15 protein-coding genes and 2 tRNA genes are annotated in these 16,709 nt (G+C 39.6%); 11 read left to right on the top strand and 6 right to left on the bottom strand.

The window, feature by feature from the left end; genetic code table 11:
• Positions 1-49 precede the first annotated feature (49 nt).
• From EKM61_RS09350 to EKM61_RS12090, 8 genes are all read left to right on the top strand, one after another.
• Entirely contained in the window at positions 50-574 is a 525-nt protein-coding gene (locus tag EKM61_RS09350) for an aminotransferase class V-fold PLP-dependent enzyme (RefSeq protein ID WP_082924844.1), read from the top strand.
• Positions 571-972, top strand: a complete 402-nt coding sequence (locus EKM61_RS09345; RefSeq protein WP_068279162.1) for a hypothetical protein — start codon at positions 571-573, stop codon at positions 970-972. Before EKM61_RS09350 ends, EKM61_RS09345 begins: the two co-directional genes overlap by 4 nt.
• Before the next feature lie 24 nt (positions 973-996).
• Positions 997-1,305 carry a rhodanese-like domain-containing protein gene (locus EKM61_RS09340; RefSeq protein ID WP_068279159.1) on the top strand — a complete coding sequence of 103 codons (309 nt, stop codon included), beginning with the start codon at positions 997-999 and terminating at the stop codon, positions 1,303-1,305.
• 30 nt (positions 1,306-1,335) lie between these two features.
• On the top strand, positions 1,336-2,769 hold the full coding sequence (proS, locus tag EKM61_RS09335) for a proline--tRNA ligase (RefSeq protein WP_068279156.1): 1,434 nt from the start codon (positions 1,336-1,338) through the stop codon (positions 2,767-2,769).
• A 310-nt stretch (positions 2,770-3,079) separates the two neighbouring features.
• Entirely contained in the window at positions 3,080-4,783 is a 1,704-nt protein-coding gene (locus tag EKM61_RS09330) for an FAD-dependent oxidoreductase (protein WP_068279153.1), read from the top strand.
• A 249-nt stretch (positions 4,784-5,032) separates the two neighbouring features.
• Positions 5,033-5,848 carry a MurR/RpiR family transcriptional regulator gene (locus EKM61_RS09325; protein ID WP_100077729.1) on the top strand — a complete coding sequence of 272 codons (816 nt, stop codon included), beginning with the start codon at positions 5,033-5,035 and terminating at the stop codon, positions 5,846-5,848.
• A gap of 54 nt (positions 5,849-5,902) precedes the next feature.
• Positions 5,903-6,121, top strand: coding sequence for a hypothetical protein (locus tag EKM61_RS09320; protein WP_068225824.1), 219 nt, complete (start codon positions 5,903-5,905; stop codon positions 6,119-6,121).
• A 108-nt stretch (positions 6,122-6,229) separates the two neighbouring features.
• Positions 6,230-6,406 carry a hypothetical protein gene (locus EKM61_RS12090; protein WP_156520002.1) on the top strand — a complete coding sequence of 59 codons (177 nt, stop codon included), beginning with the start codon at positions 6,230-6,232 and terminating at the stop codon, positions 6,404-6,406.
• 405 nt (positions 6,407-6,811) lie between these two features.
• Here EKM61_RS12090 and EKM61_RS09315 read toward each other — a convergent pair.
• The 3 genes from EKM61_RS09315 to EKM61_RS09305 all read right to left on the bottom strand — a co-directional run bounded on the left by EKM61_RS09315 (position 6,812) and on the right by EKM61_RS09305 (position 10,145).
• Positions 6,812-6,884: transfer RNA gene (locus EKM61_RS09315), tRNA-Ala, on the bottom strand.
• Positions 6,885-6,964: 80 nt separating this feature from the next.
• Entirely contained in the window at positions 6,965-7,477 is a 513-nt protein-coding gene (locus EKM61_RS09310) for a hypothetical protein (RefSeq protein WP_068225825.1), read from the bottom strand.
• A gap of 244 nt (positions 7,478-7,721) precedes the next feature.
• A complete protein-coding gene (locus EKM61_RS09305) occupies positions 7,722-10,145 on the bottom strand; it encodes a LysM peptidoglycan-binding domain-containing protein (protein ID WP_068225826.1) in 2,424 nt (807 codons plus the stop codon).
• 423 nt (positions 10,146-10,568) lie between these two features.
• Here EKM61_RS09305 and EKM61_RS09300 point away from each other — a divergent pair.
• The 3 genes from EKM61_RS09300 to EKM61_RS09290 all read left to right on the top strand — a co-directional run bounded on the left by EKM61_RS09300 (position 10,569) and on the right by EKM61_RS09290 (position 14,164).
• A tRNA-Val gene (locus tag EKM61_RS09300) sits at positions 10,569-10,640 on the top strand.
• 403 nt (positions 10,641-11,043) lie between these two features.
• Complete coding sequence (locus EKM61_RS09295; protein WP_068225827.1) at positions 11,044-11,895, top strand: glycosyltransferase family 8 protein; 852 nt, start codon at positions 11,044-11,046, stop codon at positions 11,893-11,895.
• Complete coding sequence (locus tag EKM61_RS09290) at positions 11,870-14,164, top strand: glycoside hydrolase family 31 protein (RefSeq protein WP_225359772.1); 2,295 nt, start codon at positions 11,870-11,872, stop codon at positions 14,162-14,164. The genes EKM61_RS09295 and EKM61_RS09290 overlap by 26 nt, the downstream gene beginning before the upstream one ends.
• Before the next feature lie 57 nt (positions 14,165-14,221).
• On the opposite strand, the gene EKM61_RS09285 is transcribed toward EKM61_RS09290, so the two are convergent.
• From EKM61_RS09285 to EKM61_RS09275, 3 genes are all read right to left on the bottom strand, one after another.
• On the bottom strand, positions 14,222-14,866 hold the full coding sequence (locus tag EKM61_RS09285; RefSeq protein ID WP_068225828.1) for a VTT domain-containing protein: 645 nt from the start codon (positions 14,864-14,866) through the stop codon (positions 14,222-14,224).
• Between the two features lie 227 nt (positions 14,867-15,093).
• Entirely contained in the window at positions 15,094-15,954 is an 861-nt protein-coding gene (locus EKM61_RS09280; protein WP_068225829.1) for a DegV family protein, read from the bottom strand.
• On the bottom strand, positions 15,938-16,483 hold the full coding sequence (locus EKM61_RS09275; RefSeq protein WP_068225830.1) for a DUF1836 domain-containing protein: 546 nt from the start codon (positions 16,481-16,483) through the stop codon (positions 15,938-15,940). Before EKM61_RS09275 ends, EKM61_RS09280 begins: the two co-directional genes overlap by 17 nt.
• Positions 16,484-16,709 lie beyond the last annotated feature (226 nt).

Here is a 16,709-nt window from a genome sequence, read left to right as displayed (position 1 = left end):
AGGAACTCCTTTTTCTAATGTTTTTGAAAATTAATTTAAGGAATCATTCATCCTTACACAAACTATTTTACAGTCTCCACAGGCGGGCATTATTGCCGGCAAACGTGACTATATTGAACGGCTAAAGCATAATCAATTGTTGCGTGCATTACGAGTTGATAAACTTACGTTGGCTGCATTAGAGGCCACACTACATTTGTATGAAAATCCGGAAAAAGTTATTCAAAAAATACCAACGCTACGGATGATTACGTTACCTTTGGCCGAATTGCAGCAGCACGCCCAAAGATTGAGTAGTGCCTTAAAGCAAATTAAATCGCTTAAGGTAACGACTTTGGCTGGCACCTCACAGGTAGGCGGCGGCTCGTATCCGGGCTACCTGTTACCGACCGAATTGGTTGCCGTTACACCCACCACAATTTCGGCAACTAAGTTAGAAAGTAAACTACGTATTAGTGATTCCCCAATTATTGTGCGGCTTGAAAAGGGACAAGTACAATTTGATGTTAGAACTTTGCAAATAGGTGATGATGAAAAAATCGTTAGACGAATTAGTCAGTTGATGAGATCATGAGTAAATTAACTAAACGTTTATTAATCGTTCTTTTAGTAATTATGCAACTTATTTTCTTATGGGTGCCAGTTGAGTTGCGGACACTATACAATACGCGGCTAGGGTTTATGCGTCAAATCTTATTTATGAATGAGACCTATCCCGTTCATTTAGTAGAGTGGTTGTTTTGGCTGTTAGTGCTTCTAACACTGTATTATTTGATCACTTTAAGTTTAAAACGGCATAAAAAATGGCAGATTATTAGTTGGTTGTCCGTCGGCTGGTTATTATTGGTTTTACTGGTGATCATCATTGCCGCCTTATTAACAGCTGCAGGGGCACCGCTTCATTTTTATAATTTGGCCTGTTGGTGTGTCGTTTTGATAATGCAGTTATTAATGATTAAAGTGGCTTTATAAAATATTTAAAAAGGAGTTTTTAGGATGGCTTTTTTTACACGTGTAGAAAGTATTTCAACGGATACCTTACAGCAACTTTTAGTTAAAAAGCCACAAATTGTGGATGTTCGGCGTCCAGATGAATACGAGGCAGGACATATTCCGGGAGCGCTTAATTTTCCGTATGAACAAATTACGGAATACCACCCGACGACTAAGGTGTATCTAATCTGCCATTCTGGAGTACGCAGTAAGCGAGCGGCTAAAAAGCTTAAGGGCCGCGGCTACGATGTAGTCAACGTTTTAGGCGGTATGGTTGCTTGGAATGGAGAAATAAAAAAGGGTAACGACTAATCCATTATTATATGAAAGTGAAGGCGTAAAATGGCTAATAAGAAAGATTTCGTAAAGGAAATAACGGCACGTGATGATGATTTTGCAAAGTGGTATACCGACACTGTTTTAAAGGCTGGCATGGCTGATTATTCACCAGTTCGTGGCGCAATGATTATTTTGCCTTATGGCTATCAAATTTGGGAGAACATCAAGCAAGAATTTGATGGTATGTTGAAGAAGACCGGGCATGAAGATATGACAATGCCGTTATTAATTCCAGAAAGTTTATTGGTTAAGGAAAGTGAATTAATCAAAGGCTTTGCACCTGAAGTTGCGTGGGTAACTCAGGGTGGTACGGAAAAGCTTCAGGAACGTTTGGCCATCCGACCGACTTCCGAGGTTCTTTTTAGCGATTATTACGCCCGTGCGGTACATTCTTATCGTGATTTACCACTTAAATATAATCAGTGGGTCAGTGTTATGCGCTGGGAAAAGACAACTCGGCCATTTTTACGAACGTCAGAGTTCTACTGGCAAGAAGGCCATACTGTTCACGCAACAGCACAAGAATCCCACGATGAGACGCTTTCAGTACTAGATATGTATGAAAAAGTGATTAACCAATTCTTAGCAATTCCGACACTCAAGGGCCAAAAAACCGAAAGTGAAAAATTTGCTGGGGCTTACCAAACCTTTACCCTCGAATCAATGATGGCCGATGGTCGTGCTTTACAATCGGCAACTTCGCATGATTTTAATGATAAATTTGCTAAGGCCTTTAACATTAAATACTTAGATAATAAGGGTAAACAGCAGTATGCTTACCAGACTTCATGGGGGCTATCGACACGAATCATTGGTGGTTTAATTATGGTTCATGGTGATGATCGCGGTTTAAAACTACCCCCACGTGTGGCACCAACACAAGTCGTTATTATTCCAATCGCACCAAATGAGGAAGTTCTCCAAGCGGCAACTGAAATTATGACTGATTTACAGGCGGATGTTCGGGTCTCAATGGACCAAAGTGATAAAAAACCTGGTTGGAAATTTAATGAGTACGAAATGCGCGGTGTGCCTGTTCGATTAGAAATAGGACCACGTGATTTAAAGCAGCAACAAGTTGTACTTGTTCGCCGCGATACCGGTGAAAAGATTGTGACACCAATCGCTGACGTACATACTAAAGTAAATGAATTATTAGAAGAAATCCAAGCAAATCTTTATCAAATGGCCAAGGATCATTTAGATGCTAATATATTCACTGCAACTGATATGACTGAATTTAAAAAGCAGTTAGGGAATCATCGTGGTTTTGTTAAGGCAATGTGGTGTGGGGATCCTAAGTGTGAAGCTGCTATTCATTCAGAAACTAAAGCAACAGCACGCTGCCTTCCTTTTAAACAGGAACAATTATCTGATAAATGTGTTTATTGTGGTAAACCGGCCAAAAAATTAGTGATTTGGGCGCAGGCTTATTAAAAACTGTTTTTTATAAGTATCATTCACCAAATTAAACCAACTGTGTTAAGTGAAGAAACCCACCTTTTTAAGTATATTCGGACCAAATTAGTCAGGAAAATGCTAATAAGGGTATTTTCCAAACATGACCTAGATGTTCTTGAAATGCGTTTTAATCACAGTCAAGTTTACACAAGGTTTGTTTGGTGCTGGGAAAATTAAAAATGTAAATCAAATTTTACGTATTTAGTGTTGTAGACCAGTATGTATCTTACCCTAGAATCGATTCTTACAAGTTACTTATAAATAAAAACCATAGGAGGAAGTTAGCGTGGGAAAGAAAATAGTAATCGTCGGCGGTGTTGCCGGCGGTGCATCAGTTGCAGCGCGAGTACGTCGTTTGGATGAAACGGCCGAAATTACAATGTTCGAAAAGGGGCCTAACGTCTCATTTTCAAATTGCGCTTTACCTTATTATCTTAGTGGAACCGTTAAAAACGCGGCCGATATTGTTTTAATGACGCCAGAAAAATTTCAACAGCGCTATAATATTAACGCACGAACGGAAACTGAAGTTATCGACGTTGATCCTGAAATGCAGATTGTAACGTATATCAATCAACGTACGGGTAAGCAGGCACAACAAAGCTATGATGAACTTTTTCTTGCTCCAGGTGCAACACCTATTTTACCCCAAACAATTAAAGGTATTACAAACGCAAATGTTTTTACGGTTCGTAATGTTCCGGATATTGAAAAATTGCAGAATTATTTGGTTGATAATAGTATTCAAAAGGTAACGGTAATTGGTGGCGGCTTTATTGGTTTGGAAATCGCTGAAAATTTAATTAAGGCTGGTCGTAAGGTAGCTTTAATTGAGGCGACGTCCCACGTTATGCAGCCGCTGGACGAAGATATGGCACAGATTCTGCATAAAGAATTAGTCGATAATGGGGTCAATTTAATTGTGTCCGATGCCGTTACCGAAATTAGTAAAGATGAAGTCACTTTAAAATCAGGTAAAAAGCTTGCGACCGAAGCAGTTGTTGCGGCAATTGGCGTACAACCAGAAGTTACTTTGGCCAAGAAAATTGGTGTACATTTAGGTGAAACTGGCGCCATTGCAGTTAATCATCATTACCAGACTAATTTACCCCACGTTTATGCCGTTGGTGATGCCATTGAAGTAACCAATATGTTGACGCGTAAAAAGCAACGTCTGGATTTAGCTTTTCCTGCACAAATGGAGGCTCGACATGCCGCTGACCATATTTATGGTCGAACCACACAACAGCGCGGTGTTTTAGGATCACAAGTAATTCGATTGTTTAATTTAAATGCCGCTTCAACTGGATTAACTGAGAAACAATGTGATGAGCAAGGCATTGAATATAGTGCGGTTACTGTTATTCCAAAAGATAAAGTTGCTTTAATGCCAAATGTTCATTCGTTATTTCTGAAGTTGGTTTTCGGATATCCAACTGGGGAAATACTTGGTGCCCAGGCAATTGGGATGAGTGAAGTTGATAAGCAAATTAACGTTATTGCAACCGCAATAACGTTACACGCTCACGTTGAAGATCTACAGGATTTAGAACTTTGTTACCAACCACTTTTTAGCACAACCAAAAATGCGGTTAATTTTGCTGGTTTGGTAGCAACTAATATTCTAAATGGCGAATACAAACAGGTACCAGTCAGCGCCGTAAGACAACTAGTTAAGGATAAAGCATTTATTATTGATGCTCGTGAGCGTGATGAGTATGCTCAAGGGCACGTTAAGGGTGCTGTCAATATTCCACTAAGTGAATTTAGAGATCGTTTGAGTGAGGTTCCTAAGGATCAACCAGTATACGTGCATTGTTTAACTAGTCTTCGTAGTTACAATATGGTTAGAGCGTTAGTTAACTTAGGGTATACAAATGTGCATAATATTGTTGGCTCATTCCTTGGAATATCGGAATATAATTATTATCATGATTTAGTCGATGACCGTGAGTCAATTGTTGATCATTATAAATTTGATTTAGACTAATAGGCTTTTGTGCGATTGGTTTATTTGAAAGAAATAAAAATATAAATAGTGGCGCTTTAATTACCGCGAAAATAGCTTTAAAATAATTGTGGCTGACAGTTGTTTTAAAGCTATTTGTTCAATTTGCTTGTCATTCACAAGAAATTGTAATTAAATTTGTTTGAAAAATAAAATAGATGGGCAAAATAATTGAATTGTGCTAGGTTAAGACCATAAGCGCCACATTTCTAAATGATAGGAATGATAATGATGAAAAGTCTTGTACAACTTGTTGAATATCAATATACTACTTTTTCACGACAAGAACGAAAAGTTGCTCTAAAAGTGATTCAAGAGCCCAGAAACGTACAAAAAATGAGTATTACCCGATTGGCCCAGGCCACTGGGGTTAGTAACGCCACGATTACTAGATTTGTAAAGAAAATGAATTGCACTAATTTTTATGATTTTAAGTTGCAGTTGGCACAAGCGGATAGTGTAAATGTTGATTTACCAACGAAGGGGACAATTCCTGATGATGTTTATAACTTTTACCAGAAGGTGCTAAAGGCAACACAACAATTATTGGATCCGGCAATTCTAAAGCAAATCGTCTCGCTTATTGCACAAAGTGACCGTTTATACTTATTCGGTTTAGGAAGTTCGGGTTATACGGCCAACGAAATGACCCAACGTCTAATTCGAATGGGAATCACGGCGTTTGGGATGACGGATAGTCACATGATGTATATCACTAGTGGTATTATGAAAAAAGGCGATTTGGTATTAGTTTTGTCTAACTCAGGAAACACTCGTGAGGTAAACGAGGCAGCAAAAGTGGCCCAAAAAAATAACGCTAAACTGGTTGCTTTGACTGGATTTAGTAAAAGCCCACTAGCCGAATTATGTGATTTATCGATAATAGTTAAAAACAGTAATTTTGTTGATAACAGTCGGTTTGTTAATTCACAGTTTGCTATGACTTACGCACTTGATATTATTACGACAATGTTATTGGAAAACGATAATTATCGGGTGAAAATGGATCAGACGATTGAAATGATTATGAATAATAAACTTAAATAACTAGCTAACAAAGAGTAATTCCGTTGTCTGTGTTTGTAAACGGAGGCCGGAGAGATGCGGAGTTTTAGTTATACTGGTTTAGTGCATTTTTTAACGACCAACCAGCAAATAAGCCCAATTAAGGTTAGTGTGTTTGAATCACCAAATCAAATGCATACAATTTATATCAAATCAGTGTCTGAATTGGCAAAATTTAATCATAATGCCGTTTATAATTTTGATGATGGTGTGAATAATTGTATCACGCACTATAACGATAAAAAGAACACGTAAATGATTAAATTTTACGTGTTTTTTTATCTAAATTAGTATTAATTGAGCTTTTAGTCGTAAATCAGCTATACTGAAAATTAGATTAAAAGACTTGATTGGAGGATGATTATGCTCCCACTAAAAGTTACGGAACAACCAGGTGGCCAACTTTTTATTGTTGAGGCGATAAGTGGGCGTTATCGACCAGGAATTGCTCATTCGGTACCACGTGCCTTACAAGATTTTGTTATTGAAAATAAGCTAAAGCAAGAATCCGTAAAAATTGTGAAATGGCTTAAGAAATAAAGAATGGGCTAATAAAAATAGTTGAATCTAAATTAATATTCATGATATTTTAGCATTTAAAAATGGATTTTCTACTATGTTTTGCCGATCTGACGGAGATCGGCTTATTTTTTTGTAGCAAATAGAAACTATTTACGGTAGCAACGCTAGACGAGTATTTGCACTCTTTCTTTTCAAGATCACCGTATTATTTTACAGCCGTCTAAATAAGAATATGACCAATAAAAAGGCCGCTACTCAAACAAGTAACGACAACCGCCAGCACTTAATTCTATTTGTCAGAAATGAACATACTTTAGTTTTAATTATTGAAAACAAAATAAAATACCGCTATCACCAGATCAGTGATATAACGGTATTTAGAGGCAGATGTTTAATCATTCACAACGCTATTAAACTACAAATTGGACCCGAACGGACTTGAACCGTCGACCTCCTACATGCGAAGCAGGCGCTCTCCCAACTGAGCTACGGGCCCGAAATGGCTACAAACAACCACTTCATTATTCTACCACAAGTTTAGCTAGGTGGAACAGTCTTTCTATGATTTTTATGCTACTAGTTAAAGGCAACTTTTACTTGCCGACTAGTTTCGTTATCATTTTTTGGTGTGATTCGAATTTGGAGATCGTCCTTGGTATTTCGTAAGCGATAAGAAAGTTCAAAATCTTCGTTTTCATTTGGACCAACATGATCAAGAAAATCGTCATCTTGTTCCGTTAATTTTAATTTGGTACCGTTTTGATAAACTGCTACTTCACCAACATCAGAAAATAGTCGGTCATCAGTTGTTTGGTTTAGCCAACCAATCTCTAGTTCTACTTGTTGTTTGGTTTCTGCTTCGACCTTAATTTGGCTAATATTAAAGCTTTTAAAGTTTAATGTTTTTGGGAGAACACTTACTTTGTCATCTGCACCGACGTTTAATTTGGTTGAATCAGATTTTGCGGTGCTTGTACTGTGGGTGGTAGTTTGTTTCTTGTCATTAGTTGTGTCATTTTGCGTGGATTGGCTACAGCCGGCCAACCCCAGCAACGTTACCCCTAATAAAACAATGGCTTGTTTTTTCATTTAAAACAGTCCTTTCTTGTTCCATAGTTAGTCGTTACTTAAAGCATACTTAATTTAACGTGGTTTAGCTATTTTTAAGCTAGGATATATCGGAAAAATTTCACAAAAATAAGACCTACGACAAAGGAGCAAGTCGTAAGCCTTAAATTGGTTTTAGTCGTACTAGCGGCGGCCCAAGAAATTTTGGCCTAACACTAATCAGTTATAAAAGATTAACAGGAATCGTTTTAATACCCAATCTCAGTTAAAAAGTCAAAACTTGCCCAACTAAGATCATATTCGGATTGTTAATTCCGTTAATTGAAGCCAATTCTTGAACAGACATCCCATGGGCGGCAGCGATGGCGGAAAGACTATCGCCAGATTTAATACGGTAACTATTATTGGTAGTTACTTTAGCGGTGGTTGTCGCTGAACCAGAAATAGTTAATACTTGCCCAACATAAATAGTATTTGTGTCATTAATATTATTCTGTGTCGCCAACTTTTGAACAGATGTACTGTGGTCAATCGCAATACCATACAGTGTATCACCAGCTAAGACTGTGTAACGATTACTGGTTGGTTTTTTTGCCGTAGTTGGTGTTGTGCTGGCACTCGTATTACTACCTGTTACCAATAATTGTTGGCCGACGTAGATTAAGTTCGCGTTACTAATGTTGTTTTTACTAGCTAAGTTTGCAGCAGTGGTACCATATTTTGTCGCAATACCAGATAATGTATCACCGGATTTAACGGCATAGTAGTTGGTTGTTACTTTAGTGGTCTGTTTATTGTTGGAAGTAGTTATTGTTGTCGTGCTACCTGAAACCCAAAGATTCTGGCCAACGTAAATTAGATTTGCGTTACTAATGTTATTTTTACTGGCCAGGCTTTGTGCCGAGGTATTGTATTTCAAAGCGATGCCAGACAACGTGTCGCCTGATTTTACTGCGTAATAGACTTTACTATTAGTTGTCGGTTTGACCAAATTAGTAGTTGTTGTACTTTTTTTTGTGGCTTGCTTAACCAGTAAATTTTGGCCAATATTGATTAAGTTGGGGTTACTAATATTATTCCAAGATGCCAAGTTTGTGGTTGTATTATTGAATTTAGAAGCAATACCAGATAGGGTATCACCAGATTTAACTGCGTAATGAACCGAACCATCCGAGCTAGTTGTGCTAGCAACACTAACTGTACTGGTTGTACTTGTCTTATTGTTGAGATCAACAAAGTTAGCTGTGGTTCCACCGTTAAAAGCGATTTGATCCCAAGCAGTTAAATTCCAGCTACTGATAATATTTCGTAGACTAGTAGTGTAGTTAGGGTCAGTTGCGTAACCATCAGCACGAACTAAATAAGTTGCGGTATTGGCATCTTTAACACCTAGCAAATTATGGTAGCGCGAGTTATCAACAAAAAAGGCACCGTGATCCGTAACACTGGTAGAGTTATTTGGGTAGACGCGGAAATTATCATTAATGGTGGTGTAATATCCATAATATTCTTGGGTTGGTAAGGATACGGATTGACCATTATAAGAACCCTTAATGCCAAATAAGTTATGGTAGTTAGCCGCTAAACTTGATTGTCCCCAACCACTTTCAAGGATGGCCTGTGCGGCAGTTAAGGAAGGTAACACACCGTACTGTTGCCACCCAGCAATTGCCCCAGACTGAATGCTATCTAAAAAGGCCTGTTGGTAAGAGATGGAGCCACTATCCGAGCGGGTAATTGTTTGTGGTGTGCCGGTTGCTTTATAAGCAGCCAATGCTTTGGCTTTGGCTGCTGCAAGTGCTGTAGCACCATTATCATCATTGCTAAGGTTAGTCACTTGTAATCCAGAGGTACCGCCTTTAGCCATATCATTAACAGTTGTGTAGACGGCCGTATCATCTGACGCGGTACGCGTAATTGTAATGGCGGAACTTTTTACGGTTGTCGCAGCGGAACTATTTTGAGTCGCTGCTGAGCTTACTGTAGCAGTAGCAGAACTACCTTGAACTGCTGCTGAGCTTGCTGGACTAGTAGTGGCCGTTGCTGTAGAGGCTACTTCAGTTGAGTTACTTGAGGTAGCCGAATTAGCCGTTGATTGAACAGTGTCTGAAACGGCCGTGCTACTACTTTGGACCGCTGAACTTGCCTGTTTTGTTGTTAAGCTAGTTTGCTCAGCGTTCAGTGCTTGGTTTGGCTGAGCAGAGGTTTGAACTGCAGCGCTTGTAAGTTGTTGCTTGGCTGTGTTTGGCTGCTTATTGGCTGCCGTATTATTACTAGAAGCCGAACTAGCCACTGAGCTGCTGTTTTGCGTGGTCGCTTGCTTGATTGTGCTTGCTTGGGCCGCGGTACTAGAAACTTCACCGGTAGCGGCGCCTGATACAACCGTATTTGGCGCAATATTGTTAGTTGGTGCGGCGCTGTCCTTTTCTGAAGCGCTGGAACTAGCAGTGGTTGTTTTTAAAGTTGCCGTACTATCAGTGTGCTTAGCGGCCGCTGAATTTGTGGTTGTTGTGGTGCCTGTTGTTTTTTGTTGTGTTGTAGCAGCATTGGCGCCGGTCTGAATATTAAATAAACTAAACCCAAAAGTTAGGACTGAAATACCAGCGACTGTCCAATTTCTTCCTGCCTTATACATTTTGTAATGGACTTTTTTATTACTCATTTCATTATTGTGCTCGTTTTCTTGCATATGTAGAACCTCCCAAAAACTACCCCTACTTGATGACTAGTGTCGTGTGATTAAATGTTATCGAACTTAGATGCATTTCCAAACACGCTCTAAGATTACCTTTGATGAATATCTTTTCCCAAATATAAAAAATAATTATTAATAATTGACTAAAAAATGATTGTGCTTATGGACATATTAATGTCATTAGTTTAAAATTAGCACGCTAAAAATACTGTGTCAACGCGGTAAGTGTTACATTTTAGTGACAAAAAAATAATAGTGGTCATTTACAAAAATTGAAGCGACGATTAGATGGTAAATCAGTGAAAATTAGCCTTTTTGGCATATATTTTAACTGTGTAATTAAAATATAATTGAAATAAAAGATAGCTTCGGCTCAGTTTTATTAAAAGTGGTAGAATAATAGAGTAACAGTTACTTGGACCTTTAGCTCAGTGGGAGAGCACTTGGGTCACAACCAAGGGGTCGACGGTTCGAACCCGCCAAGGTCCATAATAGATACAAGAGTGAGGCAAAAGTCGGTTTTGGGTTCACTGCGTAACGTAAGCTAATAACCGTACCGTGGTTATTAGCTTAGCTGTAGTTAGGCACGTGAACCCAGACTTTTGGCGCACGTTTTAGAGTAATGATCGAAAATAGTAAGCGACTAGGACTTTTGTTCCAACCGCAATTAACCTCAATTTAGCCGATAGACGGCAAATTGGGGTCTTTTTTTGTAAAAAAGCATATTAGTTGTCTCAATTTTGGTTTGATCTTATCGTTGGAATAAGAATCGACTAGCTAATCTAAATTTTTTCGCTACCTTTGCATTAAATTAAGTAGAACACGTTTTGAAAATTATTTTTGACTGAATATGGTTAAAAATTAAGGCAAACTTGATGGGAGGTTGGCCAATATGGAAAGAATTGCGATCGTTAATGCAACTAATGATGCGTTTGTTCCCGTTTTGCAAACTCTGCATACTTCTTTATTACAAAATAATTCGACGGCCTACGTTGATTTTTTTATCGTTGATAATGATCTAAGTTTTAATGGGAAAGGGCGCTTGGCCGCCAATATTGCGCACTTTCCCAATGCGGCAATTCACTTTGAAACTGTTTCTCTGATGGCCGATACTGATTTTGTAGAAAGCAACCGTATTCCCAAAACGGCCTATTATCGGCTAATGGCTCCCTGTTTATTTCAAAATAGTAATTTTTCGCGGTTGCTTTACCTTGACTGCGATATGGTCGTTACTGGCAATATTATGAAATTATGGCAGACTGATTTGGCCGGAAATGTGATCGGGGCCGTTGAAGATGCTGGTAATCTTGACCGTTTTGCGGCCATGGGGCTAGATACTGGTGGTGCACGCTATTTTAATTCTGGTCTATTACTAATTGATTTGGAAAGGTGGCGGCAAGAAAAAATAACTTCAAAAGTAATGGCCTTTATTCGTGACCATCCAGAAAAACTGAAATATCATGATCAGGATGCGTTGAACGCCGTTTTGTATTCTAAATGGTATCAACTTCACCCACGGTTCAACGCCCAATCTGATTTAATGCTTGGTATTACGAGAACATTTGATGCCAAAACGGCACGCTTAAATCGTGAGGCCCGCCAACGGCCAACTATTATTCATTACTGTGGTCACGTCAAGCCTTGGCATTCGGATTATCAACACGCGGATTTGCAGGCAATTTATCGTTATTATGCGCAGAGAAACGGAGGAGTCGCTGATGGAGCAGAAGATCAATACCAATAGTGTTAGTAGTGAAACTTATCGTTTTACGGTTTTAACATCACGGTTAGTTCGAATTGAGTACAGTGCAGACGGCCATTTTGAAGATCACTTTACCCAAATTGTGCAAAATCGGGATTTAGGAAGAGCTCATTTTGAAGTTTACCGGCAACGTAATCACCATGAATTAGAGATTGTAACTGATTATTTTCATCTGTACTATGAAGGCGGGCCACTAACACCGGCATCACTGTACATCGACACTAAGTATGGTTATTCTGATTACGCCAATCGGTGGTATTTTGGTCAAGCAGTGGAAACCCTGAAAGGAACTGTTCGTACTTTGGACAAGGCCGATGGTGCAGTTGACTTGGATGAAGGATTGATGAGTCGTAACGGGTATAGTGTGATGGACGATAGCCGCTCGTTCATTATTGAAGGTGAAACTGTTCGGCCCCGAACGGCATTGGGGGAGGACTGGTATTATTTTGCTTACGGACACGATTATTTAGCCTGCCTACGCGATTTTTACCGTTTAACAGGATTTCCTCCGCAATTGCCACGTTATGCGTTAGGTAATTGGTGGAGTCGTTATTTGGCCTATTCGCAAAGTGAGTATAAGTCCTTATTCGAAAAATTTACGCAAAATGAGATACCCTTTTCGGTTGCCGTTTTGGACATGGACTGGCATTTAATTGATATTCCGCATCGCTTTGGTAGCGGTTGGACTGGCTATACCTGGAATAAAGAGTTGTTTCCGGATCCAGAAGCATTGCTTACTTGGCTACACGAAATTGGCAAGCGAGTTACGGTTAATTTACACCCGGCAGATGGTATTCGGGCGTATGAAGCAAGTTACTCCACAGTAGCCAAACATCTAAACCTTGATACGGCGGCCGAGGAACCGGCTCTGTTTAATCTAAGTGATTCTGCTTTTCGGGAAAGTTATTTTAATGACGTTCACCACCCCTTAGAAAAGCAGGGAATTGATTTTTGGTGGGTTGATTGGCAACAAGGTAAGAATTTAACGCCACAACTTGTCGATCCACTTTGGCTATTAAATCATTACCATTTTCGCGATCATGCTAAACGACACGAGGCCGGGCTCATCTTATCACGTTATGCCGGTTTTGGTAGCCACCGGTATCCAATCGGTTTTTCTGGAGATACCATAGTTTCGTGGAAATCATTGGCGTTTCAGCCATATTTTACGGCGACAGCTAGTAACGTTGGTTATACGTGGTGGAGTCACGATATTGGCGGTCATATGCACGGTGAACGGGATGATGAATTAGCCTTACGGTGGTTACAATTTGGTGTTTTCAGTCCGATTATGCGGCTACATGGTAGCGGAAATCCGTTTAGTGGCAAAGAGCCTTGGAATTACAAGGAACCAAATGCATCGATTATGCGCGAATATCTTCGCCTGCGCCACCAGCTAATTCCTTATTTAGAAACGGCCAATTATCGTACGCACACGCTAGGGCAACCGTTAGTACAGCCAATGTACTATCATTATGATCAACCAGAAGCCTATGAACAGCAGAACCAAGCACTTTTTGGAAGTGAATTATTAGTAGCACCGATCATTTCACCAAAAATACAGCACTTGGACCAATCCAAAGTGACGGTTTGGTTTCCACCGGGACAGTGGTTTGATTGGTTTACTGGTCTACGTTACCGCGGCGATGTTACGTTAAACGTCTACCGTGATGAACGGCGGTATCCTGTATTTGTTAAGGCTGGGGGGATCGTACCGCTGAATCCTGATTCAATGGCGGATGCAACCCAACTTCCCGAAACCTTGCTTATCCGGATCTTTCCTGAGGCAAATAATCGTTATGTTTTGGCAGAACGGCAAGGAGAACGGATCGCAACAACGACATTTATTTGGAATTGGGATCAGCGCAAGTTACAAATAGAAGTTCAAGATCCGGCCAGTATTTTGCCTAACCGACGCCGGCTGCAGTTGGAATTTAATGCCTTAGGTACTTTTAGCATCAAGGCGAATGATTCGGCGGATATTTCGGTAGAAAATAATCAGGTTACTTGGCGGCAGGGAGATAGTTTACAATTACAGCTAATTGATTGTGAGCCAGTCCAGCAGCGAGATGCCGTAACCGAGCGTTTATTTGATAAACTTAAACGGGCGCAAATTAATTTTGATTTGAAACGAACAATTTGGCAGAAATTTCTGGCCTCTAAAAATAAAGGTCAATTTGTTAGTTTCCTGAATACTTTGGACGATCAGGATTTGGCCAGAATGCTGTACGAAATTGTGTATTTATTATAAAAATGAGCGGTTAAATTCTTACGTGGCGTAGTAAGAATTTAACCGCCTTTTTCGTATTTAATTGTGTTCGGTTGCAGGCCTTTTCCAGTGATCCCATCCAGTTTTTATAAGGGAAGGTAGTGCTGAAATAATAAAGAAGCCAAGTAAAAACCAAGTTAGATTATGGTGAACAATTGGTAGGCGACCTAGGAAAAAGCCAAGTGCCGCGATAACATCTACCCACACAAGGACACCAATGGCTGTATAAAACAAATAATGAAGTGGGTTCATTTTAGTGGCGCCAGCAATTGTTGGAATTAAATTTCCTAAGATTGGAATAAAGCGGCCAAATATAACGATTTGTTCGCCATGATTATTTAAGAGCCTTTGCGCGCGACCAAAACGAGATTGCGCGTTAGATTGAATTGCCCTGTGCCGATAAAAATGTTGACCAATGTAATATTTAACGATGTTACCGAAAAATGCGGCCAGAAGAAAATCAAGTAAAAGTCGCCAAATATTAAGGCCAGAGGCGGAGGATGCGGCCAGTGTACTGGCCAAAAAGATAAATGATTGTCCAGGAATGAAAACGAAAACTAACGAGGCCGTTTCTAAAAAAATGAGAATGAATAAAATTAGGTAAACGGATTGGCCTAGATGTTCTAAAAAGGGTGACAGGTAACTTTCCAGATTAAAGATAATGTTGATTAATTGTGTAAGCACGATGAAGCCCTCCTTGATAAAAACAGAAATAGCCGTGGTTAGAAAATATTCGAAGCTTCCAAACTAGAGGGTGCTTGAAAAGGCAATTTTTTCAAATACGCTTTAGTTCTTTGCTACAGTCATATACAAAATATCCAGAAATATAAAAAGGCGTTGCGGCAAAGTTTGTTTTGTCGCAATACCTTTTATTATCCCACGATTTACCAAGAGATGAAAATTTTTAATACTTAGTCGTCTAATATTTGAATACCAACTCCAATTAGACCAGGGCCAGTATGAACACCTAGAGCCGGTGAAACATTACCACTATAGATTTTACCAACCTTAGGGTGCTCAGTTTCCAGTTGCTGCTTTATCTGGGCAGCAATTTTTGAATTAGCACCGTCAGCAACGGCGAGATTAAATTGTTGTGCCACACCGACCTGCTGCTTCACAAGTTGCAATAACTTTTGCAAGGCCTTTTTTTCACCACGAACTTTTGCAACTGGGTAATAAATCCCGTTATCATCACAAGAAATGATTGGCTTAATATTTAATAGCGCACCAGCCATGCCAGCCACGCGGCCAATTCGACCACCTTTTTGTAAATAGGTGAGGGTGGGAACGTAGAAGAAGACTTTGGTACGTTTTGCCACCGTTTGAACACGTGCCACAATTTCACCACGTTGGAGACCTTCTTCAGATAACTGTGTGGCCAAAATAGCCGAGAAGCCACTAGCAATACCAATATTTTTGGTATCAATTACACTGGCCTCTAGTCCAGAAACCCGGGCGGCCAATTGTACTTGCTGGAAAGTACCGGATAGGCCACTAGAAATACAAATAGCAATTACATCGGTGTAGCCTTCAGCTTTAATTGTTGCGAAGGCCTTTGAGATTAGATCACCAGTGGGCGAAGCAGTTTTTGGAACTTCCTGATCAAGGTTAGCGTAGACCTCTTCTGGGGTAATCGTTACTTTATCTAAATAAATTTTATCATGGTAGGTGATTGTCATTGGAACCATGAATAGATGGTGGGCCTTAATGAACTCTTCCGGAACGTCAGAACAAGAATCTACTAAAATAGCAACATTAGTCTTTTGGGTCATTTTTGTACTCCTCTCGAGCCAAGATCATAATTTTCTCACTGACCAGCTGATAAATGACGGTCGTTGCGGCCGTTTGTTGAATCGCTGCGTCCCAACTAAAGACAGTCGCTGTTTCTACTGGCTGGACTGGTTGTTCTAAGGTCAAGGCCGTTAATTTCTGGGTCATTAACCGAACAAAGCGATCATAGGCCTCTTGCGCAGTTACGGCATTTAGTTCCTGTGCAAAACCTAAACGAATCATATCCAATGGAAAAGCCGTTTTTAAAATTGAAAGCACAATGACTGCGGCCAGATGTGTGCGCTGATATTTCTTTTTAACGGGTTTAAACATAACCTTGTGCTTAACGTAATTATTAATCATTGCTGGTGTGACGGGATCCAGCTCAAAGGGGGCCAAATATTGATTAACTAAACTCACTAGTTGGTCCATATAAATATCAAATTTAGGAAAATCTTGCCACATAGGTAATTTAATTCGCCGAAAGTCGTTCAGCCAACTTTGTAATTCAGGGGGTAAATTATTTGCCATTTCAGTCACTCTCCTTTGAGACAATATAATTAGTATAGCTTTATCATCTAGTTCTGTAAACTAGATAGTATGAAGTGAAAAGATTAATTAATTTCTAGATGATCAAACCAATATAGAAAACGAATAGTTAAGAAAAGTGCTGGCCTTATGAGAGTGTCAAATTTTATGTGTAAATGAAAAAGCCTCTCACCTTTGAACTAAAACATTGATTCTAAAGTGTCTTGAA

The organism is Loigolactobacillus backii, from assembly GCF_003946275.1.
Taxonomy (GTDB): Bacteria; Bacillota; Bacilli; order Lactobacillales; family Lactobacillaceae; genus Loigolactobacillus; species Loigolactobacillus backii.
This window is presented reverse-complemented; position numbering and strand designations above follow the sequence as displayed.

Excerpts from the sequence above, each read along its gene's own strand:
- EKM61_RS09345 (WP_068279162.1), top strand. The coding sequence starts at position 571 with ATGAGTAAATTAACTAAACGTTTATTAATCGTTCTTTTAGTAATTATG.
- EKM61_RS09305 (WP_068225826.1), bottom strand. The coding sequence starts at position 10,145 with ATGCAAGAAAACGAGCACAATAATGAAATGAGTAATAAAAAAGTCCAT.
- EKM61_RS09325 (WP_100077729.1), top strand. The coding sequence starts at position 5,033 with ATGAAAAGTCTTGTACAACTTGTTGAATATCAATATACTACTTTTTCA.
- EKM61_RS09290 (WP_225359772.1), top strand. The coding sequence starts at position 11,870 with ATGGAGCAGAAGATCAATACCAATAGTGTTAGTAGTGAAACTTATCGT.
- EKM61_RS09320 (WP_068225824.1), top strand. The coding sequence starts at position 5,903 with ATGCGGAGTTTTAGTTATACTGGTTTAGTGCATTTTTTAACGACCAAC.
- EKM61_RS09295 (WP_068225827.1), top strand. The coding sequence starts at position 11,044 with ATGGAAAGAATTGCGATCGTTAATGCAACTAATGATGCGTTTGTTCCC.
- proS (WP_068279156.1), top strand. The coding sequence starts at position 1,336 with ATGGCTAATAAGAAAGATTTCGTAAAGGAAATAACGGCACGTGATGAT.
- EKM61_RS12090 (WP_156520002.1), top strand. The coding sequence starts at position 6,230 with ATGCTCCCACTAAAAGTTACGGAACAACCAGGTGGCCAACTTTTTATT.
- EKM61_RS09310 (WP_068225825.1), bottom strand. The coding sequence starts at position 7,477 with ATGAAAAAACAAGCCATTGTTTTATTAGGGGTAACGTTGCTGGGGTTG.
- EKM61_RS09340 (WP_068279159.1), top strand. The coding sequence starts at position 997 with ATGGCTTTTTTTACACGTGTAGAAAGTATTTCAACGGATACCTTACAG.
- EKM61_RS09280 (WP_068225829.1), bottom strand. The coding sequence starts at position 15,954 with ATGACCCAAAAGACTAATGTTGCTATTTTAGTAGATTCTTGTTCTGAC.
- EKM61_RS09275 (WP_068225830.1), bottom strand. The coding sequence starts at position 16,483 with ATGGCAAATAATTTACCCCCTGAATTACAAAGTTGGCTGAACGACTTT.